The organism is Nonomuraea sp. JJY05 (assembly GCF_043496855.1).
Lineage (GTDB): Bacteria > Actinomycetota > Actinomycetes > Streptosporangiales > Streptosporangiaceae > Nonomuraea.
Window position 1 is genome coordinate 1 of sequence record NZ_JBIEIS010000019.1, and the last position, 26,107, is coordinate 26,107.

The 26,107-nt window shown below is 69.0% G+C and carries 23 protein-coding genes and 2 tRNA genes; 9 read left to right on the forward strand and 16 right to left on the reverse strand.

Going from position 1 to position 26,107, the window contains the following annotated elements:
* The first annotated feature begins 586 nt into the window (after positions 1–586).
* Complete coding sequence (locus tag ACFKCF_RS28715; RefSeq protein ID WP_394498327.1) at positions 587–985, forward strand: hypothetical protein; 399 nt, start codon at positions 587–589, stop codon at positions 983–985.
* A gap of 143 nt (positions 986–1,128) precedes the next feature.
* Here ACFKCF_RS28715 and ACFKCF_RS28720 read toward each other — a convergent pair whose 3' ends face one another.
* The 4 genes from ACFKCF_RS28720 to ACFKCF_RS28735 form a co-directional block, all read right to left on the reverse strand.
* Entirely contained in the window at positions 1,129–1,776 is a 648-nt protein-coding gene (locus ACFKCF_RS28720; protein WP_394498329.1) for a hypothetical protein, read from the reverse strand.
* A 17-nt stretch (positions 1,777–1,793) separates the two neighbouring features.
* Positions 1,794–2,093, reverse strand: coding sequence for an MFS transporter (locus tag ACFKCF_RS28725; RefSeq protein WP_394498331.1), 300 nt, complete (start codon positions 2,091–2,093; stop codon positions 1,794–1,796).
* Positions 2,094–2,324: 231 nt separating this feature from the next.
* The gene (locus tag ACFKCF_RS28730; RefSeq protein WP_394498333.1) at positions 2,325–3,098 is read right to left on the reverse strand and encodes an RNA polymerase sigma factor SigF; all 774 of its coding nucleotides are present in this window, start codon (positions 3,096–3,098) and stop codon (positions 2,325–2,327) included.
* A gap of 345 nt (positions 3,099–3,443) precedes the next feature.
* Positions 3,444–3,851, reverse strand: coding sequence for a MerR family transcriptional regulator (locus ACFKCF_RS28735; protein ID WP_394498550.1), 408 nt, complete (start codon positions 3,849–3,851; stop codon positions 3,444–3,446).
* Positions 3,852–3,910: 59 nt separating this feature from the next.
* Here ACFKCF_RS28735 and ACFKCF_RS28740 point away from each other — a divergent pair, with 59 nt between their 5' ends.
* Positions 3,911–4,618, forward strand: coding sequence for an SDR family oxidoreductase (locus tag ACFKCF_RS28740; protein WP_394498334.1), 708 nt, complete (start codon positions 3,911–3,913; stop codon positions 4,616–4,618).
* Positions 4,619–4,910: 292 nt separating this feature from the next.
* Here the strand turns inward: ACFKCF_RS28740 and ACFKCF_RS28745 are convergent, their stop codons facing one another.
* On the reverse strand, positions 4,911–5,813 hold the full coding sequence (locus ACFKCF_RS28745) for a LysR family transcriptional regulator (protein WP_394498336.1): 903 nt from the start codon (positions 5,811–5,813) through the stop codon (positions 4,911–4,913).
* 136 nt (positions 5,814–5,949) lie between these two features.
* Here ACFKCF_RS28745 and ACFKCF_RS28750 point away from each other — a divergent pair, with 136 nt between their 5' ends.
* Together ACFKCF_RS28750 and ACFKCF_RS28755 are read left to right on the forward strand one after the other, a co-directional pair.
* The gene (locus ACFKCF_RS28750; RefSeq protein WP_394498337.1) at positions 5,950–7,392 is read left to right on the forward strand and encodes an MFS transporter; all 1,443 of its coding nucleotides are present in this window, start codon (positions 5,950–5,952) and stop codon (positions 7,390–7,392) included.
* Positions 7,393–7,642: 250 nt separating this feature from the next.
* Positions 7,643–7,816, forward strand: coding sequence for a hypothetical protein (locus ACFKCF_RS28755; RefSeq protein WP_394498339.1), 174 nt, complete (start codon positions 7,643–7,645; stop codon positions 7,814–7,816).
* Here the strand turns inward: ACFKCF_RS28755 and ACFKCF_RS28760 are convergent.
* The 9 genes from ACFKCF_RS28760 to ACFKCF_RS28800 form a co-directional block, all read right to left on the reverse strand.
* On the reverse strand, positions 7,783–8,466 hold the full coding sequence (locus tag ACFKCF_RS28760) for a response regulator (protein ID WP_394498340.1): 684 nt from the start codon (positions 8,464–8,466) through the stop codon (positions 7,783–7,785). The two genes, ACFKCF_RS28755 and ACFKCF_RS28760, sit on opposite strands and share 34 nt — an antisense overlap.
* Entirely contained in the window at positions 8,463–10,958 is a 2,496-nt protein-coding gene (locus ACFKCF_RS28765; protein ID WP_394498342.1) for a DUF4118 domain-containing protein, read from the reverse strand. Before ACFKCF_RS28765 ends, ACFKCF_RS28760 begins: the two co-directional genes overlap by 4 nt.
* A gap of 9 nt (positions 10,959–10,967) precedes the next feature.
* Complete coding sequence (locus tag ACFKCF_RS28770) at positions 10,968–11,435, reverse strand: group II truncated hemoglobin (RefSeq protein WP_394498344.1); 468 nt, start codon at positions 11,433–11,435, stop codon at positions 10,968–10,970.
* Positions 11,436–11,535: 100 nt separating this feature from the next.
* Positions 11,536–11,609 (reverse strand) — tRNA-Met (locus ACFKCF_RS28775).
* A 443-nt stretch (positions 11,610–12,052) separates the two neighbouring features.
* Positions 12,053–12,129: transfer RNA gene (locus ACFKCF_RS28780), tRNA-Met, on the reverse strand.
* Positions 12,130–12,187: 58 nt separating this feature from the next.
* Positions 12,188–15,136 carry a UPF0182 family protein gene (locus ACFKCF_RS28785; protein WP_394498346.1) on the reverse strand — a complete coding sequence of 983 codons (2,949 nt, stop codon included), beginning with the start codon at positions 15,134–15,136 and terminating at the stop codon, positions 12,188–12,190.
* A 129-nt stretch (positions 15,137–15,265) separates the two neighbouring features.
* On the reverse strand, positions 15,266–16,312 hold the full coding sequence (locus tag ACFKCF_RS28790; RefSeq protein ID WP_394498348.1) for a PDZ domain-containing protein: 1,047 nt from the start codon (positions 16,310–16,312) through the stop codon (positions 15,266–15,268).
* 10 nt (positions 16,313–16,322) lie between these two features.
* Entirely contained in the window at positions 16,323–16,748 is a 426-nt protein-coding gene (locus tag ACFKCF_RS28795; protein ID WP_394498350.1) for a molybdenum cofactor biosynthesis protein MoaE, read from the reverse strand.
* An 86-nt stretch (positions 16,749–16,834) separates the two neighbouring features.
* Entirely contained in the window at positions 16,835–17,908 is a 1,074-nt protein-coding gene (locus ACFKCF_RS28800; protein WP_394498551.1) for an NAD-dependent epimerase/dehydratase family protein, read from the reverse strand.
* Between the two features lie 130 nt (positions 17,909–18,038).
* Between ACFKCF_RS28800 and ACFKCF_RS28805 the strand changes: the two genes are divergently transcribed.
* Genes ACFKCF_RS28805 through ACFKCF_RS28815 form a run of 3 tightly spaced genes read left to right on the forward strand, consistent with a single transcriptional unit; the run spans position 18,039 to position 20,829 of the window.
* Positions 18,039–19,253 (forward strand): zinc-dependent metalloprotease, encoded by a 1,215-nt coding sequence (locus ACFKCF_RS28805; protein ID WP_394498552.1) that lies wholly within the window; start codon positions 18,039–18,041, stop codon positions 19,251–19,253.
* Entirely contained in the window at positions 19,250–19,810 is a 561-nt protein-coding gene (locus ACFKCF_RS28810; RefSeq protein ID WP_394498351.1) for an NUDIX hydrolase, read from the forward strand. The genes ACFKCF_RS28805 and ACFKCF_RS28810 overlap by 4 nt, the downstream gene beginning before the upstream one ends.
* 32 nt (positions 19,811–19,842) lie before the next feature.
* Positions 19,843–20,829 carry an endonuclease/exonuclease/phosphatase family protein gene (locus ACFKCF_RS28815; protein WP_394498353.1) on the forward strand — a complete coding sequence of 329 codons (987 nt, stop codon included), beginning with the start codon at positions 19,843–19,845 and terminating at the stop codon, positions 20,827–20,829.
* Here the strand turns inward: ACFKCF_RS28815 and ACFKCF_RS28820 are convergent.
* Both ACFKCF_RS28820 and ACFKCF_RS28825 read right to left on the reverse strand, forming a co-directional pair.
* Positions 20,816–21,418 carry a hypothetical protein gene (locus ACFKCF_RS28820; protein ID WP_394498354.1) on the reverse strand — a complete coding sequence of 201 codons (603 nt, stop codon included), beginning with the start codon at positions 21,416–21,418 and terminating at the stop codon, positions 20,816–20,818. The two genes, ACFKCF_RS28815 and ACFKCF_RS28820, sit on opposite strands and share 14 nt — an antisense overlap.
* Complete coding sequence (locus ACFKCF_RS28825) at positions 21,415–21,930, reverse strand: M48 family metallopeptidase (protein WP_313042994.1); 516 nt, start codon at positions 21,928–21,930, stop codon at positions 21,415–21,417. The genes ACFKCF_RS28820 and ACFKCF_RS28825 overlap by 4 nt, the downstream gene beginning before the upstream one ends.
* Before the next feature lie 2,353 nt (positions 21,931–24,283).
* Here ACFKCF_RS28825 and ACFKCF_RS28830 point away from each other — a divergent pair.
* Positions 24,284–24,700 (forward strand): hypothetical protein, encoded by a 417-nt coding sequence (locus tag ACFKCF_RS28830; RefSeq protein ID WP_394498356.1) that lies wholly within the window; start codon positions 24,284–24,286, stop codon positions 24,698–24,700.
* Between the two features lie 62 nt (positions 24,701–24,762).
* Positions 24,763–26,097, forward strand: a complete 1,335-nt coding sequence (locus ACFKCF_RS28835; protein ID WP_394498553.1) for an ABC1 kinase family protein — start codon at positions 24,763–24,765, stop codon at positions 26,095–26,097.
* Positions 26,098–26,107: the final 10 nt, after the last annotated feature.

Genomic DNA, 26,107 nt, shown 5'->3' on the forward strand with positions numbered 1-26,107 from the left:
ACAATGTCTTTCGTCTGGATTGTGAATCCAAGCAATTTCCGTCAATAATGACGGGGATATGCATGTGTATCTCATGCACTGGCTTTTAACACACTGTTGAGTTCTCAAGAAACGGACGCGTACTTCCTCACTTGAGACCGTTCAGGTCTTTCGCTCGGAGGCGTTCATTTCGTTGTGTCTTTATTCTTTCAGCCGTTCAAGTCCCTGTCAAATTGACCCGACTTGCTCGACTTGCTGGAATTAAGACCTGCCCCGCTTCCGGGACAACCCCTCTAACTTACCAGCCCATCCGAACCGATGCGAATCCATCGGAGGACGACCCTCGAAGTAAGTGGGATTTGCCGGGCATCTTCGGGAGTCTCTGTGGCCCCCTCGGCCGCCCTGCGCGAAGCAACTCTAGCAGCCCGGCGCACGTACTTCGCGCCACTCAGGTAATCAGGTGGTTGTTCCCTCACCACGCAACGCCCAAACCTCACCAAGGACACCCAGGTCGGCGCCCCGGCCGTCAAGCCGACGGCAAGTCGTCCGCAATCGCTCCCAGGTACGAAGTACCTACGAGCAGACTGCGCTCTCGGAGGTGTCCGCTATGACCCGCTCGGAGTTCGACGACATCCGTGCCTTCCTTGCCGACGAGGCGACCCATGCCGGAGACCTGTTGAGAATCGCCAGGACCCTGATCGACGATCTCGAACACGCGCGAATGCGCGAGGCCGTGCTCCGTACCCACTATCTGCGTCTGCTCACGGCGGCGCGGGCGACGGTGGCGGCCGACATCGCGGACGCGCCCGACCCCATGGCGTTCCTCAAGCACGAGTTGTCGGAGCGCGGCCAGATGCCGGAGGACGGCGAGGCCGTCCAGCGCATCCTGGCGGACGCCCATACGGCGGCCCTGCTGCTCGCCTGCCTGGAGGAGTCCGTCCCCCAGCGTCCGCGCGGAATGCGGCTGCGCCGGTGTGTCGGCATGAGGCGGACCCTCCCGCGCTGAGGGCTGCTTCTCACGCTGAGGACTGCTTCTTGGGCTGAGGACTGCTTCTCACGCTGAGGGTTGCTTCTTAGGCTGAGGGTTGCTTCTTGGGCTGATGTTCGGCTCGTCATCGATGCCGAGGACGTTCGGGGCGAGCGGCTCGCTCATGCGCCGCTCCGCCGGTCGGCTGCGACGATTTGAAGCGCCCAGGCGTCTGCGGTCTCCGATTCGGGTTCGTCCTCCCGCAGCCTGCGGTCGGGCAGGAAGAATGCGAGTGCCAGGGCTGCGAGGGCGACCACGGACAGACCCGCGAAGATCGGCAGGAGCGCGTCGACGTAGGAATGCACCACCTGATCGCGGACCGACTCGGGCAGCGAGCGGACGAGCTCGGGGGTGAGCGAGTCGGTGCCCTTCCCGCCCAGGCTCAGCGCGAGGCCGGACAGGGAGCCGGTGAGCCGCTCGGCGAACAGCGCGCCGACCGCGGCTGTGGCGACGGTCGCGCCGATCTCACGGAAGAAGTTGTTGGCGGAGGTGGCGGTGCCGACCTCGCTGCGCGGGAAGGCGTTCTGCACGGGCAGGACCAGGTTCTGCATGAGCAGGCCCATGCCGGCGCCGAGCAGTGCCAGATAGGCGCACACCAGCTGGACCGGCGAGTCCGCGTTGAGGGTCGAGAGCAGGTACACGCCCGCCGGGACGATGACCAGACCCGAGATCTTGGCGATGAGCTGGCCGGAGACGGTGGCGGTGAGCATCAGGCCGGCCACCATCGGCAGCAGGAGCAGTCCGGAGACGATCGAGCCGGCGATGGTCACTGCGACGAGCGACAGGATCAGCGGCGAGTCCCACGCGTGATCGTTGCCGCCCAGTCGGCGACCAGCACCAGGCTGGTGACCGTGATCGCCATGAGAGCGGTTCCGAGGTAGTCGAGTCTGGCCGTCCGGTCGGGCTTGGGGAGCCGGATGCCGAAGTAGCCGATGGCGAACGCGGCGACGCCGAGGGGGACGTCGATCCAGAAGGCCCACTGCCACGAGGCGTTGTCGGTGATCCAGCCGCCCAGGAGCGGACCGGCCACTGAGGAAAGGCCGAAGACCGCGCCGATGGCGCCCATGTACTTGGCCCGCCGGCGCACGTACGCTCTCGAACCAGCTGAACTCCAGCAGCCAGGCGCCCGACACGGCGTCGCGCTCCGCACCCGGCCGCAGCCGACCGGCTGCGCCGGGAAGCTGGACCGGCTCACTCGGACCCCGGGCGATCGAGCCGGGCGCGCCGAAGCGCGCCCGGCAGCCAACGCGGCGGAGGAGGAAGGCGGGCAGGCGGTGAACGCCGCCAGGGTGCGGGACTCGGGGGTCAGGGTTGAGGATCAGGCCGTCAACGCGGTGCGCAGCTTGGCGAGCACGGCGCGCAGGATGCGCGAGACGTGCATCTGCGAGATCCCGAACTCCTTGGCGATCTCCGACTGGGTCATGTTGCCGTAGAAACGCATCAGCAGGATGTTCTTCTCCCGAGCCGGCAGGGCGTCGATGAGCGGCTTGATCGCCTGCGCGTCGAGCAGGGTGTCGAGCGAGTTGTCCGGCGCGGCAAGGAGGTCGCCCAGCTCGGCCGCGTCCTCGTCGCCGCCGCCGACCGGCGCGTCCAGCGACAGCGCCGAGTAGGCGGTGGACGCCTCCATCGCCAGCAGCACGTCCTCCTCGGAGATGCCCAGCTTGGCGGCCAGCTCGGCGACGGTCGGCGAGTGACCGAGGACCTGCGTCAGCTCGGCCGTGGCCTTGTTGATCTCGATACGGCGTTCCTGATAGACGCGTGGCACCCGGATGGCCCAGGTGCGGTCGCGGAAGTGCCGCTTGACCTCGCCCAGCACGGTGACCATGGCGTATCCCCTGAAGTCGTGACCGAGCGAGGGATCGTAGCCGTTGACGGCCTTCATCAGCCCCACGTAGGCGGCCTGGCGCAGATCGTCCATCGACTCACCGCGGTAGCGGTAGCGACGGGTGATCTCGGTCACCAGTCCCTCGTGCATCTCCACCAGACGCTCGCGGATGCGCGCCGCGTCCAGGTGGGAGATGTTCGGGTCGGCCAGGCGGGTCAGGAGGTCCTCAGCGGTGAGCTGGTCGGAGGTGGTGGTCAGGACGGGCACGTGCTTCTCCCAAATGTTCCGGCGGCCCCGTCCATGGAAAAAAGCCCATGCAGAGGCACGCCTTGGTTCGCGTGAGAGGAAGCCCTCTGCTGGACTTCGAGATCCACTATCCCCACTGGCGGCCCTCCCATCACCTTCCAGCGATAACGGATTCATAACGGATGCACGGAGCGCTTCATCGCCACCTCCATCGATCGGCTCGACAGCGGTACGGCCTGCCAGGGCGCGCCGGCAAGGCGCCCAAGGCTACGGCGGAGTCTTGGGCGTCAGCCGGTGCTCCCCAGAAGCTCCCGGACGTGTAACGGACCGCGTTCTTGACATCGAGCCCGAACCGGGCCGCGGCGATCATGGCGTCGCGGAGTGACTCGCCTGCGTGGTGACTTCTCGGTCCTCGATCCACGCGCAGCCGCTGGCCGGGCTCCCGGCGCAGGCGATGACCTCGTCCAGGTGGTCACGCGTACGGGTCAGCTCGGCGATCTGGGCGTCGATGCGATCACGTTCGGCGGCCAGCCGGGCACGTGATTCGGGGGTGCTGACCTTGGCATCGACGCAGGGCAGCAGCTCGGCGATGGTCCGGCTGGACAGCCCGGCGGAGTAGAGCATCTGGATCAGCCGAACGCGGTCGGCCGCCGACTCGGGATAGTGACGCTGCCCCGACCCGCTCCGGCCCGCCGCCAGCAGCCCCTGCTCCTCGTAGTAACGCAAGGCCCGCACGCTGACGCCCGACCGCGCCGCCAACTCGCCGATCCGCACCGTGACCTCCATCACAATACTTGCCTCTGACGTCAACGTCAGGTTCTAGCCTATCCAGCATGCAGATCAACGGAGCACATGTGCTGGTCACCGGCGCCAATCGCGGCCTGGGCCGGCAATTCGTCCTTTCCCTCCTCGACCGCGGCGCCGGCAAGGTGTACGCCACCGCCCGCCGTCCCGACCTCATCGACGTACCGGGAGCCATCCCGCTGCGCCTGGACATCACGGACCCGGCGTCGGTCGCCGCCGCGGCCGCCGCGGCGGCCGACGTCAAGATCGTCATCAACAACGCCGGCATCTCCACCGGCGCGAACCTCGTCACCGGCGATCTGGACACGATCCGCCGCGAGATGGACACCCACTTCTACGGCACCCTCAACGTGATCCGCGCCTTCGCGCCCCAACTGGCCGACGGCGCGATCCTCAACGTCCTGTCCGCGCTCTCCTGGCTCGCCTTCAACGGCGCCGGCGCCTACCACGTGGCCAAGGCCGCCGAGTGGGCGCTCACCAACAGCGTCCGCCTGGAGCTGGCCGACCAGCGCACCCTGGTGACGGGACTGCACCTGGGCGCCGCGGACACCGACATGATGGCCTGGTACGACGGCGACAAGACCGCCCCCGAGGCGATCGTCGCGGCAGCCCTCGACGGCATCGAGGCGCACCGGCCGGAGGTGCTCGCCGACGCCTGGAGCCACCAGGTGAAGGCGTGGCTGTCCGAGGACCCGAGCGTCATCTACCGGGAGGCAGCGGCCGCCCTCACGGCCTGACCTTCAGGCCGGGCCCGTACGTGAACCGCACCCGGCGGCCGGCAACCGCGCGATGCCGGCCGGAGAGCCGCCGGTGCACGCCGTCGCGGCTTCCCGGCCGTGGTGACGGGGAGCACGGATCGGACCGGTCGGGTGTGGGGCCTGGACAGCGACCGCCAACTCCAGCGGCCGGATCTGCCCGGCGCGGTGTCGCGTGTCGCTGTCGCGTCGGATGGTCGTCGCGTTCGGTGACGACATGGCCGTCCTGGCGCTCCAGCGCCCGGCAGCGGAGCGGGAGTCGTGACAGTGACGGTCAAGCCTGTCCGTCGAAGCGGCACACGTCGAGGACGCAGTTGCGCAGCCACCGATGAGCCGGGTCTGCGTCGAGACGTACGTGCCACAACAACGACACCGTCACCTCGGGGGCGCGGAACGGCAACTCGAAGAAGCACATTCCTTGCCGCAGGTCCACGGTGTGACGATCCGGAACCGTGGCGACCAGGTCCGAAGCCTTCGCCAGGGCCAACGCGGCGTTGAAGCCGTCGACGACCGTCACGACGTCCCGGTGGCGGCCCGTCGGGCGAAGCGCCTCATCCACCAGTCCCTCCGTCAGGCCGCGCCGCGAGACGTGCACGTGTCGCGCGGAGGCATAACGGGCCGTCGTCACCTTCCCGGTGCTCAGCGGGTGCTCACTCCGGACCACCCCGATGAACCGGTCGGTGAACAGGGGCTTGCTCAGCACGTCCGGAGCCAGAGCGTGCTCGATGACGCCCGTCTCCAGGTCGACCATGCCTTCCCGCAGAGGGGCGACGTCCTTCTTGGTCTTCTGCAGGAAGCGCAACCGTACGCCAGGTGCCGCTCTGCCGACTCTGGCGACCAACTCGGGTCCGAATCTTTCCACGAACCCATCGCTGCCACGGAACGCGAAAGTCCTCTCCAGCGTCGCCAGGTCCAGCTGGTCAGCCGGCCGCAGTACCTCCTCCGCCTCCTGGACCAGGCCGCGCACACGGTCGCGCAGCTCCAGGGCGCGGGGCGTGGGCACCAGCCCCCGTCCGGCGCGCACCAGCAGCGGGTCACCCGTGGCTCGCCGCAATCGTGCGAGCGCGCGGCTCATCGCGGACGGGCTGAGCGCGAGCCGCTCTCCCGCCCGCGTCACGCTGCCCTCCTCGAGCAGAACGTCCAGCGTCACCAGCAAATTCAGATCGGGCCGCGCCATGCGGACACGATCCCACAGATCAGCTCATACATGGCGTCTCATGCACAAGTGGCTTTCCATCATTGCGTCTTCCGCCAGGCCGAGAGGCGACCTACGGTCGTGGCGAACCCGTCGACGTCAGGAAGAAGCCATCATCTTGAGATCAGCAACTTCTCCGAGCACCGAGCCTGAGCAGGCGCCGCCTGCGCGCCGCCCGCCACTGTTCTGGGCGCTCAGCGCGCTGTCGCTGTCGATGCTGCTGCCCTCACTGAGCATCAGCATCGCCAACGTCGGCCTGCCGAATGTGGCTGTGGCCTTCGACGCGGCCTTCAACGAGGTTCAGTGGGTGGTGATCGCCTACCTCCTGGCCGTCACGACACTGGTCGTCGGAGCCGGTCGGCTCGGGGATCTCGCCGGCCGGCGCCGCCTGATGGTGAGTGGCATCGCCGTGTTCACTCTCGCCACGCTGCTCTGCGCTCTCGCGCCGAACCTTGCCCTCCTGATCGCCGCCCGGGCGCTCCAAGGGGCCGGCGCCGCCTGCATGATGGCGCTGACCATGGCCTTCGTCGGAGAGACGGTGCCCAAGGACCGCACCGGCGCTGTCATGGGACTGCTCGGAACGATGTCGGCAGTCGGCACGGCGCTCGGCCCGTCCCTCGGTGGCGTCCTGATCGAGGTCTTCGGCTGGCGTGTGATGTTCCTCGCCTGTGTGCCGCTCGGCCTGGTCACGCTCGTCCTCACCTTCCGGGTGCTGCCCAGCTCCGCGCCGGCGCCGAGCTCCGCAGGCCGACGGTTCGACACCGTGGGCGCGGCATTGCTGGCGATCACCCTGTGCGCCTACGCGCTGGCCATGACGATCGAAGGGAGCTCCTTCGGCCCGCTGACCATCGGATTGCTCATCGCCTCGGGAGCAGGCCTCGCGCTGTTCGTCATCGCCGAGAGCCGGGTCTCGTCCCCGCTGCTCACCCTCTCGATGCTCCGCGATCCCGTCCTCGCCGCCGGCCTGACGACGAGCGCCCTGGTCTCCACCGTCATGATGACCACTCTCGTCGTGGGACCCTTCCATCTGGCACGGGCACTCGGGCTAGACCCGGCCTTCGTCGGCCTGGCGATGTCGGCGGGCCCCGCGGTGTCCGCCCTCACCGGCGTCCCGGCGGGCCGCGCCACCGACCGCTTCGGCGCCGGCACCATGGTGGTCGTCGGGCTCAGCGGCATCATCGGTGGCGCCGTGGTGCTCTCCTTGATGCCCACGGCGGCCGGTGTCATCGGATACGTCGTGCCCCTGGTCGTCGTGACTGCCGGCTACGCGCTGTTCCAGGCGGCCAACAACACCGCGGTCATGAAGGACGTCTCCCCTCACCGGCGCGGGCTGGTGTCGGGCATGCTCAGTCTCTCCCGGAACCTAGGCCTCATGACCGGCGCATCGGCCATGGGCGCGGTCTTCGCCTTCGCCGTCGGCACGAGTGATGTCACCACAGCCGCGGCAGCGGAGACAGCTCGCGGAACGCGCTGGACCTTCGCCGTCGCGGCTCTCCTCGTGGCCCTCGGCCTGGCCTTGGTCCTGGGACTTCGGCTGCGTTCTCGGCGCCCGGGCACCTGACCACCGCCGAAGGAGGCAGGATGTCGATGGCCGGCGTGAGCGTACCGGGCGGCACCGGGTGCTGGGTCAAAGGTCGGCGCAGCGGGGCGATCCGGGCGATCGGCCGCGCACTGCGGAGTGTGGCCACAGCCGCTGACCCGATGAGCACTCGGCCCATACCCGGCCTTGGCTGACCGGCTGTAAGACTTCGCATATGTGGCAGCGGGGCTTTAATTGGGCAGCAGTCGCACTAGTCGGGATATTTGGCCTGATGTGGGTTGGCATCGTGATCTATGCGGATCAGAGCTCATCCCTCTGGATGCGGGTCGTGCAGGTGGCCTTCGGGATCCTGCTCCTCGGTTGGGCCGTGCAGAGAACGGTCGTGATGCTCGTCAAGCCGTCGGGCCACTGCTACTCGGAGGAAGCCGACGGCTGGAACCGGTAGCCCATCCCCGCCTCGGTCAGCAGGTGGACCGGACGGGCGGGATTCCGTTCAAGCTTGCGCCGGAGCTGGGCCATGTACTGGCGCAGGTAGTGCGTCTCCTTGAGGTAGGAGTCTCCCCAGACCTCCCGCAGCAGCTGGCGCTGGCTGATCAGCTTGCCCGGGTTCCGCAGCAGGATCTCCAGGAAGTGCCACTCCGTGGGCGTCAGCCGTACCCCTCCCGAGATCGTCTTGCTGGAGAGGTCGATCACGTGATCGCCCAGCCGCACCGTGGCGGCCTCCTCCTCGTGCTGGCCCGTGCGGCGGGTCACGGCGCGGACGCGGGCGAGCAGCTCGTCGATGCTGAACGGCTTCGTCACGTAGTCGTCGGCGCCCGCGTCGAGCGCGTCCACCTTGTCGGTGCTGTCCGCCCGCCCCGAGAGGACGATGATCGGTACGGCGGTCCAGCCGCGCAGGCCCTCGATGACCTCCACACCGTCCAGATCGGGCAGCCCGAGATCGAGGATGACCAGGTCGGGATGCCACTCGGCGGCCTGGCGCAGCGCCGAGCCGCCGTCGGCCGCGACCGCCACCTCGTACTGCCGGGCGGCCAGGTTGACGCGCAGAGCGCGCAGGATCTGCGGCTCGTCGTCCACCACCAGCACGCGGGTCACGTGTGCCTCCGCAGCGAGACGGTCATGGTCAGTCCCCCTCCGGGCGTGTCCTCCAGTACGAGCGTGCCGCCCATCGCCTCGGTGAGGCCGCGCGAGAGCGCCAGGCCGAGCCCCACGCCCGTGTGGCTGTCGCGGTCGCCGAGCCGCTGGAACGGCATGAACACCCTTTCATGCGCTTCCGGCGGAATCCCGGGGCCCCGGTCGACGATGCGGATCTCCACGTTCTCGCCGTGCCACCCCGCGTTGACGAGCACGGGTTCGCCGTCGGGGCTGTAGCGGAGGGCGTTCGACATGAGGTTGACGAGCACCCGCTCCAGCAGGGCGGGGTCGGCCATGATCTCGGGGACGATGGGCGGGAGGTCGCTGCGGATCTGGTCGCTCAGCGGGCCGAGGTCGTCGATGGCGTGCGGCAGCACGTCCCCGACCGCCACGGGCTCCAGGTTCACGCCGAGCACGCCTGCTTGGAGGCGGCTCATGTCGAGGAGGTTCGCGACGAGCCGGTCCAGCTTGATCAGCGACTCTTCGGCGGTGGCCAGCAGTTCGCCGCGGTCCTCCTCCGACCAGGTCACGTCGGTGCTGCGCAGGCTCTCGACCGCCGCCTTGGCCGAGGCGAGCGGCGTACGCAGGTCGTGGCTGACGGCGGCCAGCAGAGCGGTGCGCATCCTGTCGGCCTCGGCCAGCGGCTCCGCCTGCTCGGCCGCCTCGCGCAGCCGCTGCTCGCGCAGGGCGACCGCCGCCTCCGCCGCGAACGCCTCCAGCACCCGCCGGTCGCTCGCGTCCAGGAGCCGGCCCCGGGCGGCGAGCACGAGCCGCTCGTCGATCACGACGTCGGTGTCGGCCGTGCCCGGCCTCGTGCACGGCACGCCGCCCGAGGTGGCGACGATGTGCCAGTCGTCCGTGCGCTCCAGCAGGGTCACCGTGCCGAGCCCGAACGTCTCCCGCGTCCTGGCCAGCAGCGAGGGCAGCGCCGCGTCGCCCCTCAGCACGTGACCCGCCAGCGTGGACAGCACCTCGGCGTCCGCCCGCGAGCGCGCCGCCTCCCTGCTGCGCCTGGCCGCCAGGTCGACGACCGTGCTGACCATGACCGCCACCAGCACGAACGTGGTCAGCGCGAGCACGTTCTGCGGCTCGGCGATCGTCAACGTGTGCAGCGGCGGCGTGAAGAACCAGTTGAGCAGCCCGAACCCGAGCACCGCCGCCGTCAACGCCGGCCACATGCCGCCCACCAGGGCCACCCCGACGACCAGCAGCAGGAAGAGCGGGATCTCGCTGGGCAGTGACAGGCCGAGTGGCCGGAGGGCGGCCGTGAGCAGCGGCGGCGCGAGCAGCGCCAGCCCCCAGCCGGACAGCCGCCGCCTGCGGGTCAGCGCGGCGCTCGACCGCGCCCGCTCGCGGCCCGTCCTGGTCGCCTCGTGCGTCACCATGTGCACGTCGATCGACCCGGACAGCGCCGTCGTCGTCACGCCCACGCCCCGCGTGACGATCTGCGCGAGCCGCCCCCTTCGCGACGCGCCCAGGACGAGCTGGGTGGCGTTCACGCCACGGGCGAACTCCAGCAGCGCACGCGGGATGTCGTCGCCGACCACCTGGTGGTAGGACCCGCCCAGGGCCTCGACGAGGGCCCGCTGGTGCACCAGGTTCGCGGGGTCGCCGCCGGAGGTCAGGCCGTCGGCGCTGGTGACGTGCACGGCCAGCAGATCGGCTCCCTTGCTCCTGGCCGCGATGCGCGCGGCCCGGCGGATGAGCGTGTCCCCCTCCGCGCCTCCGGTGAGGGCGACCACCACGCGTTCGCGGGCCTCCCAGGTGCCCGCTATGGCATGGTCGGCGCGGTACTGGTCGAGTTGCTCGTCCACCTTGTCCGCGAGCCAGATCAGGGCGAGCTCCCGCAAGGCGGTCAGGTTGCCGACCCGGAAGTAGTTGGCCAGCGCGGCGTCGGCCCGGTCGGGCGGGTAGACGTTCCCGTGCGCCATCTGCCGGCGCAGCGCCTCGGGTGACATGTCCACGAGCTCGATCTGCTCGGCCCGCCGCACCACCTCGTCGGGTACGGTCTCCCGCTGCGGCACGCCGGTGATCTGCTCGACCACGTCGTTCAGGGATTCGAGGTGCTGGATGTTGAGGGTGGAGACGACGTCGATGCCGGCGTCGAGCACCTCGTCGATGTCCTGCCAGCGCTTGACGTTGCGGGAGCCGGGGACGTTCGTGTGGGCGAGCTCGTCGATCAGCGCCACGGCGGGGGCTCGGGCGATGACGGCCTCCACGTCCAGCTCGGTGAACGTCGCGCCCCGGTAGGTCATCGTCCGCCTCGGCAGGACCTCCAGCCCCTCAAGCAGGCGGGCGGTCCTGGCGCGGCCGTGGGTCTCGACGAAGCCCACGACCACGTCCTTGCCACGTTCGCGGGCGCGGTGCGCCTCGCTCAGCATGTCGTACGTCTTGCCCACGCCGGGCGCCGCACCCAGGTGAACGCGCAGCCTCCCGCGGGACGTGCTTCCCATTCCTCCAGGCTACGGCTGGTACGGCGGCGCGACCCCCCAGCCCCAGTGGGGCACGGGGGCCTCGAGCGGCGGCGTGGCGTCCGGCTGGGAGTTGTGCCTGGCCAGCCTGGTGCCCCATTCGATGTAGCCGGCGAACGCCGCCCTGAACTCTGGGTCGTCAGGCAGTCCCACTTCGTCGGCCGCGTCCATGAGGAGGTTCACCCACCTGCGGCGCTGGGGCTCGGTGATGGCCTTGCCGAGGTGGTGGCGGAGCATGTTGGGGTAGCCGCCGCGCTCGTTGGTGTACCGGTCGGGGCCGCCGAAGACCTCGCTGAGCCACATCGCCACATATTTGGGGTGATCGGGGTCCATATGCGCGAACAATGGGCCGATCAGGTCGTCCTTGACGACCGTGCGATAGAACGCTTCGGTCAGCCGCTCGAACGCCTCAGTGCCGCCGGCCCATTCGTACAGCGTGGGTACTGATTCTTCAGTCATGTAATGATGTAATCATCTGCGGGACGGGGCGGGCAAGGCCGGGAAAACGACAGAGTCCCTGGTCTCCGGATCTCTCCGGTGACCAGGGACTCTGGCTTTGTAGCGGGGACAGGATTTGAACCTGCGACCTCTGGGTTATGAGCCCAGCGAGCTACCGAACTGCTCCACCCCGCGGCGGTGTCTCTGTAAATAACTATACAGGGCCCGCGGAGTGCATTGACCACGCCGACCCCGGAGCGGCCCGCCGTCGGTGGTGACGGTCCCTTGCGGAAGGCGCATGGGGCCGATCGAAAGTCCCACCCGCCGATGGGCGTGCCCACCCCAGCCCACCGGCGCGCGAAACGACGGCCGGACACCCCGCTCGCCGCCCGGCGTAACCGTCCGTGCGACCAGGCGGCCCGCGCGAGCGTCTTTCGGAGGCACCGCTGGAACGGCACCACGGACGGGAGTGGGGCGCCTCGTGCTCTGGCCGGATGGGCCCGCACCGCCGACGGAATGGCGGTGTCTTGGGCGGCGGGAACGCGTCGCCGGCCGATCCGGCGTGCCCCTCCCCGGTAGGGCCGTCGCCGCCGGGAAAGCCGGAAGCCCGGACTCCGTAAGAGTCCGGGCTTCCGGGTTGGTAGCGGGGGCAGGATTTGAACCTGCGACCTCTGGGTTATGAGCCCAGCGAGCTACCGAACTGCTCCACCCCGCGTCGCGTTGTTGCTCCTAAAGACTAGTAGGCGACGCGGGGTGGGCGCAAACTGATTGCGCTAGGACGTGCCCGCCGCTTGCGATCCCGTAGGGGATGGCGAGACGGAAGGCGTGCCCGACGGTGAGACCGATGGGGTCGCCGACGGGGTGGCGGATGGAGTGGCCGACGGGGTCGCCGAAGGCTTGGGCTGCTGGGCGTTGGCCCCCTCCAGCGCCTTCAGCGCCTCCTCGAGCCTCTTCTGAGCCTCGCCGTAGGCGTCCCAGTTGGGCGGGCTGGACTGCAGGGCCTTCTGCGCGTCCTCGTACGCCTTCTTGGCGTTGGCGATCGCCGAGTTGATCGCCGTGTTGGCCTGGTTGGGGACGTTCTGCTCGGTGGGGGTGTTCGGCTGCTGTTGCTGGCCGCCGAAGACCTCCGCGAGCGCCTTCTCCAGGTCCGGCCCGACGCCGATCTTGTTGCCGTACGACACCAGGACCCGCTGCAGGATCGGGTACGGCTCCTGGCCCCCGCCCGCGGCCACCTGGACGTACACCGGCTCGACGTAGAGCAGGCCGCCCGCGTACGGCAGCGTCAGCAGGTTGCCGTACCGGAGCGACGAGCTACCCACGCCCATCACGTTGAGCTGGCCGGCTAGGCGGCTCTGGAAGGCGTTCTGCACCTGCCCTGGGCCCGGGATGGGTGTGTTGGACGGCATGCGCAGGATGCGCAGCCGACCGTAGGCGGAGTCTGCCGACGAGTCGACCGCCATGAACGCCGACAGGTTGGCGCTTCCCTGCCGCGGCACGAACGTCGTCGTCAGCGAGAACGTCGGCTGGCCGCCCGGCATCGTGGTGGTCAGGTAGTAGGGCGGCTGCTTGATGTTCTTGTCGTTCTGCGTGGGGTCGCCCGGGACGTTCCAGAAGTCCTGGCCGCTGTAGAAGGCGGCGGGGTTGGTGATGTGGTAGCGCGACAGCGTGTAGCGCTGCACCTTGAACAGGTCTTCGGGGTAGCGGACGTGGTTGCGCAGGTCGGCGCTCATCTCCGAGGCCGGGCGGATGACGCCCGGGAACGCCTTGCTCCAGGTCCGCAGCAGCGGGTCGTTGGTGTCCCAGCCGTAGAGCGTGACCGTGCCGTCGTAGGCGTCGACCGTGGCCTTGACGGAGTTGCGAATGTAGTTGATCTTGTCGGTCGGCTGCTGGGCGATCACGCGGCGGTCGGTGGTCGCGTCGCGCGTCATGTCGCCGAGGCTCTCGCTCTGCGAGTACGGGTAGTCGTTGGACGTCGTGTAGCCGTCGATGATCCAGGTGATGCGCCCGTTGACGATCGCCGGGTAGGGGTTGCCGTCGAGCGCGAGGAAGGGCGCGACCTTCTGGACCCTTTCGCGCGGGTTGCGAACGTACAGGATCTGGGAGTTGTCGTTGATGTCGCCCGACAGCAGGATGTTCGCCTCGCCGTACTTGGCGGCGTAGACGAGCCTGTTGAGGAACGAGCCGACGCGGACGCCGCCCTTGCCGTCGTAGATGTTGTCCGCCTGGCCCGTGCCGCCCGTCTGCGGGTAGTCGAGCTCCTTGGTCTTCGGGTTGCCGCCCGCGATGACGTACTCCTCCGCGGCCGGCTCCTCGCCGAAGTAGATGCGCGGCTGGCGCAGCCCGGTGGTCGTCGCCAGGGAGCCGGTGACCGGCATGTCCTTGGCGTCGTAGTTGGGCAGGCCGCCGCCGTCGACCTGGTTGCCCGGCGCGGCGACGAAACCGTAGCCGTGGGTGTAGACCAGGGCCCGGTTGATCCAGTTGTTCTGGCCCTCGGGCGGGCCGGTCATCTCGCGCACGCCGACGACGTGGTCGACCAGCTTGCCGGTGCTGTCGGGGTAGCGGTCGACGTCGAGCGTGTCGCCGAAGTTGTAGAAACCGCGGATGCGCTGCGTCTGCTCGTACGTCGAGGACAGCAGCGCCGGGTCGAGCAGCCGGACGCCGGTGACTGAGGCGTCGCCGCCCTTCTGGACCTTGGCCGGGTCGGACTCGGCGTTGTAGTTTTCGACCTCGGTCTTGTCGATGTTGTACGCCTCGCGCGTGGCGTTGATGTTGCGCTGGATATAGTCCGCTTCCTTGCCCTGCTGGTTGGGCTTGACCTGGAACTGCTCGACCAGCGCCGGGTAGACGCCGCCGATCAGGATGGCCGAGAGCACGAGCAGGCCCGCAGAGACACCGGGGAGCATGCCACCGGGCCGGAAGATGCCGGCGAAGAACAGGGCGGCGCAGATCAGGGCGATGATCGCGAGGATGGTCTTGGCCGGCAGGACGGCGTTGACGTCGGTGTAGGACGCGCCGTGGACGAACCCGCGGTCGGAGAAGACCAGACCGAAGCGGTCGACCCAGTAGGCGACGGCCTTCAGCAGGACGAAGACGCCGAGCAGCACCGACAGGTGGACGCGGGCCGCCTTGGAGGCGTGCACGCCCGGCGACTGCAGCCGGAACCCGCCGTACAGGTAGTGCGTGATCGCCGCCAGGACGATCGAGATGATCACGGCGGTGAACAGGAAGTTCAGCACCATCCGGATGAACGGGTAGTCGAACATGTAGAACGAGATGTCCAGTCCGAACAGCGAGTCCTTCTTGCCGAACGACTCGCCGTTGACGAACTTCAGCCACGTCTCCCACTGGCCGGCGAACGAGGAGCCGGAGAAGAGGGCGAGCAGGCCCATGCCGACGATGAAGATCAGCTTGCGGTGGGGGTCGAGCGCCATGCGGTAGCGGTCGGCGCCGCTGCCCCCGCCGAACATCGCCGGCCCGAACATCGGCCGCATCCGGAAGGCCAGCAGCATGTTGCCGCCGGCGATGCCGACCATCAACAGCGCCCCGACCAGGAACAGCACGATCTCGGTCAGCAGGACGCCGCTGAAGATCGACGTGTAGTTGGCCGCGTCAAACCATAGATAGTCGGTGTAAATACCGGAAAATAGGAAAAACAGCGCCACGATCGCCACCAGAGCGATCGCCACAGGCAGAAGCAGTCTCGGACGGCGGGGCAAGCTCATCGCCCTACCGGCTCCTGGGGTCCGGAAGCTCAAGGCCAACCCCTCGTCGTGATGAAGAAACGGTCCGTGTCTGGCAACCTACACCGCTGTGCCAGCCCTACGGCTAACGCACGGCGAGCTCCGAAAGTTTCATCCGGCCTCGCACGCGGGCACGTTCCCCTTGCCCGTGCGCAGCGCGTCGAGCGCCAGCACCGCGTCGTGCAGCGTGTCGGCCCTGACCAGCCGGAGCCCGTCGGGCACGGCGTTCATGGCCTCGGCGCAGTTGTCGGCGGGCGTCAGGAAGATCGTCGCGCCGGAGTCTTTGGCGCCCACCATCTTCTGGGCGATGCCGCCGATCGCGCCGACCTCGCCCGACGGCTGGATCGTGCCGGTGCCGGCGATCCGCTTGCCGCCGGTGATCTCGCCGGGCGTCAGCTTGTCGACTATGCCGAGCGAGAACATCAGCCCCGCGCTCGGCCCGCCGACGTCGCCGACGTTGATGTCGACGTCGAACGGGAACTTGTATTTCGCCTGCATGACCACGCCCACGAGGGTCTGCCCCTTGGGGCCGGCCACGGTGGGCACGGTGACGTCGAGTTTCTGGCTCCCCCTGGTGACGGAGAAGGCCACGTTGTCGCCCGGCTTGTGCGCCTTGACCGCGTCGCCCACGACGTCGACGTCCTTCGCGGGCTTGCCGTCCACGGCGTTGATCTCGTCGCCCTTCAGCAGCTTGCCGTCGGCGGGCCGGCCCTTTTCCGTGGAGACCACGGTCACGACCATGTTGAAGGGGATCTTGAGCTCGTTGAGGGCGGCGGCCCTGGCGGAGTCCTGGGAGTTGGTCATCTCGACCGTGTTCTCCTCCTCGACCTCCTTGGGGTCGCGGTTGGGAGCGAAGATGGTCTCCTCGGGGACCACCGCCACGGTCGGGTCGATCCAGCCGCGCAGCGCCGTCAGCAGGTCGATCTGGGCGGCCGGGCCGCCCTGGTAGGCCACCGTGACCAGGCTCAGCGCGCCGCTGGTCGGGTACGTCTCCCGCCCCTTGACCGAGATCACGGGCTTCTTGTCGACCTCGCCGATCGTGTTCTCCGTCGGGCCGGGGCTCAGCACGACGTACGGGACCGGCCTGAACGCGCCCACCACGCCGAGCGCGAGCACGAGGAATCCCGCGAGCAGAAGGGTCAGGGCGCGTCGTGACATGTCGATGAGCTTATTCGCCGGCGCCGACCCATTCGGTCTCGCCGTCGGCGAACAGCTGGTGTTTCCAGATGGGGACGTTTGCCTTCAGGTCGTCGATCAGCCGCCTCGAGGCCTTGAACGCCTCGTCCCTGTGGGGCGCGGCCACCGCGACGATGACGGCCGCCTCGCCCAGCTCCAGATCGCCCACGCGATGGACGGCGGCCAGCGCCGTCACGGGGAAGTCGGCGGCCACCTTCTCGGCGACCTGCCGCAGCTCGGCCTCCGCCGAGGGGTGGGCCGAGTAGGAGAGCCCGGTGACCGGCTTTCCGTGGTCCTGCTCGCGCACGGTGCCCACGAAGACGGCGGTGCCGCCGGCGGCGTGGTCGCCCACGGCGGCCAGCACCTCGTCGACGGAGAGCGGGGTATCACGAATGCCGAGCAACCGGATGACGTCCACGCAAAGAGCCTACCAACAAGAAATCCGCCCGATGGACTGCCGAAACGCCGTCGTACCTGGTCAAAGCCGGGTTGACGGTGGATTTCTCAGGCGCGCCGCTTCTTGCGCACCTGGCGGACGATCGCGGCGGTGCCGATGACGGCCACGGTGGCGCCGGCCGCGGTGAGCGTGGCCTCCTTGACGGGCAGGCGCCGGCCGACCACGGTCGTCCGGTTCTCGCGCAGCTCCAGGAGCTCCTCGAACGCGGCCTCGTTCGTCCACGAGGGCTTCCAGCCAGCCTCGCGCAGCGCCGTGCAGTCGACGACCCACGGGTAGACGACGTAGTGCAGGTCGGTCGCCGGGGCCGGGGTGATGCCCAGCCGGTGGAGGCGCTGGGCCGTGCTGAACGTCAGCCCCGCGGGCAGCTCGAACCTGCGGATGCCCGACAGCTCCTCGACCTGCTCCTGCTCCATCCACCCGTCGGAGCCGACCGCGACCACGCCCGTGACGACGCCGCGGGCGGCCAGGTCGAGCGCCGAGACCAGGTCGTCGATGTGGCAGAACTGCCAGCGCGGGTTGCAGCCCTTGACGGTCAGGAGCCTGGGCGACTCGAAGTGACGGGTGATGACGGTGTCGACTCCCGGGCCCACGACCGCGGCCGGGCGCAGCACGGTGACCTCCAGGCCGGGGTGGCTGCGCAGCGACCGGCGGGCCAGGGACTCGATCTCCAGGTGGTCGCCCACGACGCCGGTGTCGGGCTCGGCCGCCACCGGGGCGTCCTCAGGCAGGGGCACCTCGTTGTCGGGCGCGGCGCCGTACACCATCGCGCTCGTGACCAGCACCACACGCCGCACGCGCGCCGCCGCGCAGGCCGTCAGCACCGTCTGGGCAGCTCGCAGGTTGTACGCGCGCCGCTCGGACGGGTCGGAGTCGACGGCGTAGTCACCGGCCAGATGGACCAGGACGTCGATGTCGGAGATCCGGTTCGCCAAGAGCGGATCCCGTACGTCGATCACTCTCCAGGTGGCTTCCGGAACATCGCCGCGCTCCTCGTCAATGGCCACCACCCTGCGGAAACCCGCGGAGGATACGAGCCTCGCGAGCAGCTCTCGGCCTATGCCGGAGGCCGCTCCGGTGACGGCTACTACGGGTTGGCTCGGGCGTTTCGAGGTAGGCACCAGGTCCTCACTTTGCACTGATCCGCCGTAGGACGACTAACGTGGCGGATGTGGACTCCTCCATCCTGCACGAGGTAGAGCGGTGACTGACCTGCCAGGTCGCGAAAACGACCCTAACGAGAACCCGTTCGCCATGTTCGGCAACCCTGAGCAGATGGCTCAGGCGATGCGCCAGTTCGCCGACATGCTGTCGGCGCCCCAGGGTTCAGGCCCTGTCAACTGGGACATGGCCAAGAACATCGCACGTCACGCCGTGGTCGCCCAAGGCGATCCGAGCGTCATGGAAGGCGAGCGCCGTCAGATCGTCGACGCGCTGAGCCTGGCCGACCTGTGGCTGAACGAGGCGACGACGCTGCCGAGCGGCGTGTCCAACCCGCGGGCCTGGAGCCGGTCCGAGTGGATCGAGAACACGATCCCGGTCTGGCGCAAGCTCTGTGAGCCGATCGCGGAGCGCATGGTCGAGACCATGGGCGGCGCGCTCGGCGGATCGGGGCTGCCTCCCGAGGCCCAGCAGATGGCCGGTCCGCTGCTCGGCATGCTCAAGCAGATGGGCGGCATGATGGTCGGCCAGCAGATCGGGCAGGCGCTCAGCTCGCTGGCCCGCGAGGTGGTCGGCACGACCGACATCGGCCTGCCGCTGTCCGACACGGCCGCGCTGCTGCCCGGGGGCATCGCCTCGTTCAGCGAGGGCCTGGAGATCCCGGCCGACGAGATCCGGCTCTACCTGGCGCTGCGCGAGGCCGCGCACCACCGGCTGTTCCAGCACGTCCCGTGGCTGCGCTCCCACCTGCTGGGCGCGGTCGAGGAATACGCCAAGGGCATCACGGTCGACACCTCGGCGCTCGAAGAGCAGATCCGCGGTCTCGACATCAACAACCCTCAGGCGATCCAGGAGGCGCTGAGCGGGGGTAACCTGCTCAAGCCCGAGGAGACCGAGCGGCAGAAGGCCGCGCTGGCGCGGCTGGAGACGATGCTCGCCCTGGTCGAGGGGTGGGTGGCCACCGTGGTCGACCGGGCTGCCGAGGGCAAGCTGCCCTCCGCCGTGGCGCTGGCCGAGACCGTACGCCGGCGGCGCGCGACCGGTGGGCCCGCGGAGCTGACGTTCGGGACGCTGGTGGGGCTGGAGCTGCGGCCCCGGCGGCTGCGTGAGGCGGCGGCGCTGTGGCGCGCGCTGGAGAGCGAGCGCGGATTCGAGGGGCGCGACGCGCTCTGGGGCCACCCCGACCTCATGCCGACGGCCGACGACCTCGACGATCCCGACGCGTTCGTACGCGGTGAGGCGGCCTGGGACATCTCCCAGCTGGAGGCGAAGCCGGACGACGAGGGCGACAAGGGCGACCCGAGTTGAGCCTGCACGGCGACGCGGTGGCGGTGCTGTCCGCGTGGAGCGCGCCCACGCCCCCGGAAGAGGCGTTGCGCCTGGCGTTCCTGGAGCATTTGGGCGCGCACGACGACGCGATGCTGCGGGAATGCGTACCGGGGCATCTGACGGCCACGACGGCGGTGCTGTCGCACGACGGCTCGCAGGTGCTGCTCACGCTGCATCCGAAGGCCAAGATGTGGCTCCCCATGGGCGGCCACTGCGAGATCACCGACATGTCGCTCGCGGACGTCGCGCTGCGTGAGGCGTGGGAGGAGTCGGGGATCTCCGGGCTGGAGCTGCTGCCCGGCCCGCTCGCGCTCGACAGGCACGAGGTGTGGTGCCACCCCCCGCGCAGCTGGCATCTGGACGTCGAGTACGCGGCCGTGGCCCCGCCCGGCGCCGAGGCCGTGATCAGCGACGAGTCGCTCGACCTGCGCTGGTTCCCCGTGGACGCGATCCCCGAGCTGTCCGACGAGGCGACGCGGCGGTTGGCCGCACGCGGACAGGCCGCGCTTAGCTCGGGCTCACGTGCGTTTGGCTAGAGTCTTTTGCGTCGTTCCAAATAGGGGGCTGCGTGGAGACTTCTGCCGTCGGCGGCACGATCGTGACACCCGAGCGCAAGCGCCGGAAGTTCCCCCGAACGGCGTTGACCTGGCTGGCCGTGACCCCGTTCGCGGCCTGGGCCGTGGTGCGGGTGGCCGGTCTGGAGCGGGGGTCGCTGCCCACGCAGATCATGACCGCCACCCCGTACGCCGCGGCCGGCTCGCTGGTCCCGCTCCTGATCGCCGCGGTCGGGCGTAAGCGGGCGGCGACCGCCGTCGCGCTGCTGGCCACGACCGCGCTCGGCTTCAGCGTCCTGCCCAGGGCGCTGGGCAGGGCGGAGGCCACCACGGGCAGGCCGCTGAAGGTCATGACGATCAACATGCTGTTCGGCCGGGCCGACACGGCGACGATCATGACGCTGGTACGCGAGTTCCAGCCTGACGTGCTGAGTACGCAGGAGCTCACCCCCGGGGCGGTGGCCGACCTCGACGAGGCCGGGCTCAAGGAACTGATGCCGTACCGCGTGCTGCAGGACGAGTGGAGCGCCGGCGGGAGCGGGCTCTACTCCAAGCATCCGGTGGAGCCGCTGTGGAACCTGATCCCGCCGGTCGGGCACCAGATGCCCGCCGCGCTGATCTCGCTGCCGGGCGGGAAGCCGATCGAGTTCATCGACGCGCATCCGTTCCCGCCGCTCGGGCCCCAGGTCGTCGAGTGGAACGAGGCCATGGCGGCCTTTCCCTCCGCCTCCCCCGACCGGATCCGGATCATCGCGGGTGACTTCAACGCCTCGCTCGACCACGCCGCCCTGCGCGGGCTGCTGGCTCGCGGCTACAAGGACGCGGCCGACACCGTGGGGGCCGGGCTGATACCGACGTGGCCGGCGAACAAGCGGGTGCCGCCGATCATCACGATCGACCACGTGCTGGTGGACGAGCGGGTGGGGGTGAAGGAGGTCAGCGTGCGCGACGTGCCGAGGACCGACCACCGGGCGGTGCTGGCCGAGCTCACCGTGCCCTGATCAGCGCCCTGGTGCTCTCCCAGCCTTCCAGGCCCGGGTCGAGGCGTTCGACGTCATCGGGGGTGCGCAGCCGGTGCCAGCCCGGGGTGGTGGCGACCTTACGTGGGCCGGGGGCCTGGGCGCGCAGGGTGGTCACGATCTGCGCGTCGTCGAGGTCGGGGTCCGCCCAGGTGGGCGGGGGGAGCGCGCAGGCCATGGCCACGGCGCCGCCGTTCTCCGCCGGGCAGATGGTGATCTCGGCCCTGCCGAGCTCCCTGAACAGCTTGCCGACGAGGAGGGGCGGCAGATCGGGCGCGTCCGCGCTGATCACAGCGGCTTGGCTGGCTTGGTCAGTTTGGTCGGCTTTGAGGCGCTCGAGGATGATTTTTAGCGGTTCGTCGTCTTTTATCGTGATTACTTCGGTGCCCGGCCAGACGATCTCCTCCAGCTCGGGGACGCTGGTGATCAGGACCGGGGTGACGAGCTCCAGCCCCGCGACCATCTCGTAGGTGTCCTCCGCCACCGCTTCGAGGAATCGCGCCGGGTCCACGCCCGGGGGCGCCGCCTGTGCCATGCGCTGTCGTACCAGGACCGCGGCGATGCGCGTCAACACTCCTCCGGTGCCGTCTGGGCCGCGGCCGAGAATCCCTCCAGAAACCCGCGCGCGCGTTCAGCCTTGGGATACTGTTCTACCAGCGCCCAGAACTTGGTCCCGTGACTGGGCACCAGCAGATGCACCAACTCGTGGATGATCACATAGTTGATGACCCATTCGGGCAGGCCCTTGAGCCTGGTCGAGATCCTGATCGTGCCGTTCTCGGGAGTGCACGAGCCCCATCGGTGCTGCTGGTTGTCGACCCAGCGCACGCTCGCCGGCTCCGCCTTGCCGTCGAGGAACTTGGCCGACAGTTCTCTGGCTCGTTCGAGCAGCGCCTCGTCGGTGGGCCTTCGTCGGCGTTCCTTCGCAGCCAGCCGATCCAGCATCCGGCTCACCCATTCATCTGCGTCTTCGCCACTCAGCCAGGCGGGCAGGAGCACGATCGTCTTGTCGCCGTCGCGGTAGGCGGAGACCGTACGCCGGCGACGAGAACTGCGACGAACCTCGACTGTCTCGGGGGGCACATATGCACGTTAGCCGACCGTGGCGAAATTCCACAGAGGGTGGACGTTGTTTCTGCTGGTCAGATGATTAAGAGCCGGTGAATTTGGGCACGCGGCGTTTCCCGATGGGCGTCGAGCCCCTGATCACGCCTGCGGAGGCCGTGGTCACGGGGCCGGACAGAAGATTCCCACCTCAGCACGGCTTCCTGGTCTTGATGGTCTTGGTTCTGGGGTAGTTTGCGGGGGCTTGTGGGGATGGGAGCGTTCTAAATGATCTTCATTCCGGGCCGGCGGACTTCCGACATTCGGTCGTTTTTCGGGAAAGATTGATTTACCAGAGCTTTATCTACCGATCCCCTCCCCACCCTCCTTGCCCCCTGCACTTGGGGACGCCGAGGCCACCTTTCCGCGCCCCAAGAGTCACTCCCTCACTCCTACGCAATCCGGCCCCTGACGTGGCCCGCTGACGTGACCCGCTGACGCGCCCGCCGACCTGGCCGGCCGACCTGGCCCGCTGACGTGACCGACTGACGTGACCGACTGACCTGGCCGACTGACCTGGCCGACTGACCTGGCCGACATGGACCTCCCCGGCCCAATTGGGAGCGACCTTGCCCCTCATCAGCCGCATTTGCCCCCTCATCAGCACTCTGACCTGCTTGCCTGCCTCTTCCTCTCCACAGGCCCTCTCGGAGCCCGGAGTTATCCACAACCACCGCCGAACCCACTCGGGATCTTGCTCCGGCATGGAACCCTTCCCGCCATGAGGCCACGTGTGAAGCCCGCCCTCCGGCGCATCATCCGCGACAAGCACACTCTCCAGTACGGCGCACACCCCCTCCGGGCCGTCATGTTGAGCGGCCTGACCGAAGCCGTCCGGCAATGGATAGAGGGCCTCGACGGCACCCGCGACCTGGAGTGCGTAGTGAGAGACGCGGCCGCTGCGGGCCTGGACGAGGTCCACGCCCGATCCCTGCTGGATCAGCTCGCCGCCCAAGGCGCACTCCACGACGCCGCCACCAGCCCCGCGCCGATCGCCGACCTCTCCTTGGCCGAACGGGACCGCCTGCGACCAGACCTGGACGCCCTCGACCTCGCCTCGACCGCCCCGGACGGCGCGATCGGCCTCATCGCCCGGCGCCGTGAGCGGCGGGTGCGCGTCTATGGGGCAGGCCGAGTGGGCGCCCAGGTCGTCGCCCTGCTCGCCGCCTCCGGCATCGGCAACATCCGGATCCTCGACCCAGGCATGGCACGCCCGTGCGACATCACACCGGGCGGCCTGACCTGGACGGAGATGGGCCTCCCCCGCGAGATCGGCGCCGCGATGGTCGCCAGACGACTCACCTCAGGCGGCCCCACCCCCACACCACAACCAACCTCCGACAGCCACGCCCCCACGGCACAACCAACTTCCGGCAGCCCCACCCCCACAGCCCGACTCACCTCCGGTGGCCACGCCCCCACAGCGGAACCAACCTCCAACAGCCCCACCCCCACAGCACAACCAACTTCCGGCAGCCCCACCCCCACAGCCCGACTCACCTCCGGTGGCCACGCCCCCACAGCGGAACCAACCTCCAACAGCCCCCTCCCCACAGCGCGGCGCAGTCCCGCTGCCGCTGCCAACACCGCACCGCCCGTCCCTCACCGCACCGACCCACCTCGGCCCATCGCCACCGGCGGCACCCGTTCTACCGGAACAAGCGGCAACGCCCGTACTACCGGTTCCACCCGCGCAAGCGACAACCCCCAAGCCACCGCTTCCACCCGCGCAAGCGACAACCCCCAAGCCACCGCTTCCACCCGCGCAAGCGACAACCCCCAAGCCACCGCTTCCACCCGCGCAAGCGACAACCCCCGCGCCACCGCTTCCACCCGCGCAAGCGAGAACCTCCGCGCCACCGGTTCCAGCCGTGCGAGCGACAACTCCCGCGCCACCGTAAACAACCGTGGCATCGGAGGAGTCCCAACAGCCCGACCCACCCAGCCTGCCCGACCTGCCCAACCTGCTCAAACTGCCCAACCCCGAGGGATGCCGGCAGCCCAGCCCGGCCAGGCAGCCCAGCCCCAACGCCCGCAAGCCGGGAAAGGCCCTCGTACCACCCCAGCTGTACAAAGCACCCGAGTCCCGCAGACCGGAGAAGACTTTCGTGAGGGCATGCGCTCCGCTCAGACCGCAGAAGGCACCCAGTCCAGCGGCGCGGCACGGATTGCAGCCTCCGCGGAGGCGGGACGCCGTCGGGGCGGCCTGGTGCATGAGACCGACGAGAGGGTGAGGCCATCCGTCAACGCAGTGGCGGGAGGCCCGTATCTTGGAGACAAGTCGGATCGCCCCGACCTCGTCATACTCGCACCCGTCGGACCCCTGGACGGGGTGCTGGTCAGCGAGTTGACCTCGCTCGGCATCCCGCACCTCCTGGCGTCGGCCTTCGAAGGGCATGGGACCGTGGGACCGCTGGTCATCCCGGGGAAGACGGCGTGCCTGCACTGCCTGGATCTGACGCGGCGGGATCGCGACCCCCTGTGGCCGATCGTCACCGCCCGGTTGGGCGGGTATCCGCCGGGCGAGATCGCCTGCGACGTCGCCCTGGCGGCGCTGGTCGCGGCGGCGGTGACCGGCCATGCGCTTGCTTACCTAGATGACGGAGGGTCGGCTGTGACCAACGGCACAATGGACGTAACACCTGATTGGCGCTGGAAAAGACGGTCGTGGACCATACATCCGCAATGTCGTTGTATGCGAAACAATCCATATTCGCTAAGAATGGTCATGTCTCCTAACCGCGACTGACGTGCTCAGAGGACGACCATGAAGGGGGGAAGCGGTATCTCGTCGAGGTTCCGCGCATGAGGGTGAGCGATCTTCCGCGCCGTGCTGTCACGCGTTCCGCCAAGCTGGCCACCCTTCCGCTCGGTTTCGCCGGCCGCGCCGCTCTCGGGCTGGGCAAGCGGCTCGGCGGCAAGTCTGCGGAGATCGTGGCTCAGGAGGTTCAGCAGCGTACGGCCGAGCAGATCTTCAAGGTGCTCGGCGAGCTCAAGGGCGGCGCGATGAAGCTCGGGCAGGCGCTGTCCATCTTCGAGGCGGCGCTGCCGCCGGAGATCGTCGGCCCCTATCGAGCCACGCTGACCAAGCTGCAGGACGCTGCTCCCCCGCTGCCCGTGTCCACCGTTCACAAGGTGCTCACCGAGCAGTTGGGTGACGACTGGCGGGAAAACTTCCTGTCGTTCGACGACCAGCCGACTGCCGCGGCGTCCATCGGTCAGGTGCACAAGGCCGTGTGGCACGACGGCAGAGAGGTGGCCGTCAAGATCCAGTACCCGGGGGCGGGTAAGGCTCTGCTCGGCGACTTCGCACAGCTGGCACGGCTGGGCAAGCTCTTCGGCGTGATGCTTCCCGGCCTCGACGTGAAAGCCGTGCTGACGGAGCTGCGCGAACGCATCGCGGAGGAGCTCGACTATCTCCGGGAGGCCGAAGCCCAGCACGCCTTCGCGCTGGAGTTCGACGACGACCCCGACTTCCACGTCCCCGATGTGGTCGCGGCCAACGAGCTGGTGCTGGTCAGTGAGTGGATGGACGGCACTCCGCTGTCCCGCGTCATCACCGAGGGCACCAAGGAGCAGCGCGACCGCGCGGGTTTACTCTTCGTACGTTTCCTCTTCTGCTCCCCCGCGCGGGTCGGAATGCTCCACGCCGATCCGCACCCGGGCAACTTCCGCATGCTGGCCAACGGCAAGCTCGGCGTCCTCGACTTCGGCGCGGTCAACCGCCTGCCCGAGGGCTACCCGAAGGCGTTCGGGCAGCTGACGCGGATCTTCAACGAGGGCGACATGGAGACCGTCATGGCGGGCCTGCGCCGGGAAGGCTTCATCCGCAGCGACATCGAGATCGATCCGGACCTGCTGCGGACCTTCCTCGCGCCGTATGTGGAGCCGACGGCGGTGGAGGAGTTCACGTTCAGCCGGGAGTGGCTGCAGGCCCAGGCGGCGAACGTGACGGATCTACGACCCACCAACGTGGTCCGGCAGCTCAACCTGCCTGCCTCGTACGTGCTCATCCACCGGGTCCACGCGGCGGGCATCGGCGTCCTCTGCCAGCTGGGCACCACGGCGCGCTTCCGCGACGAGGTGATCCGCTGGGTCCCCGGCTTCGCCGACGACCCCGACGACGAGGCCCTGACCATCGGTTGATCGTCCCTGC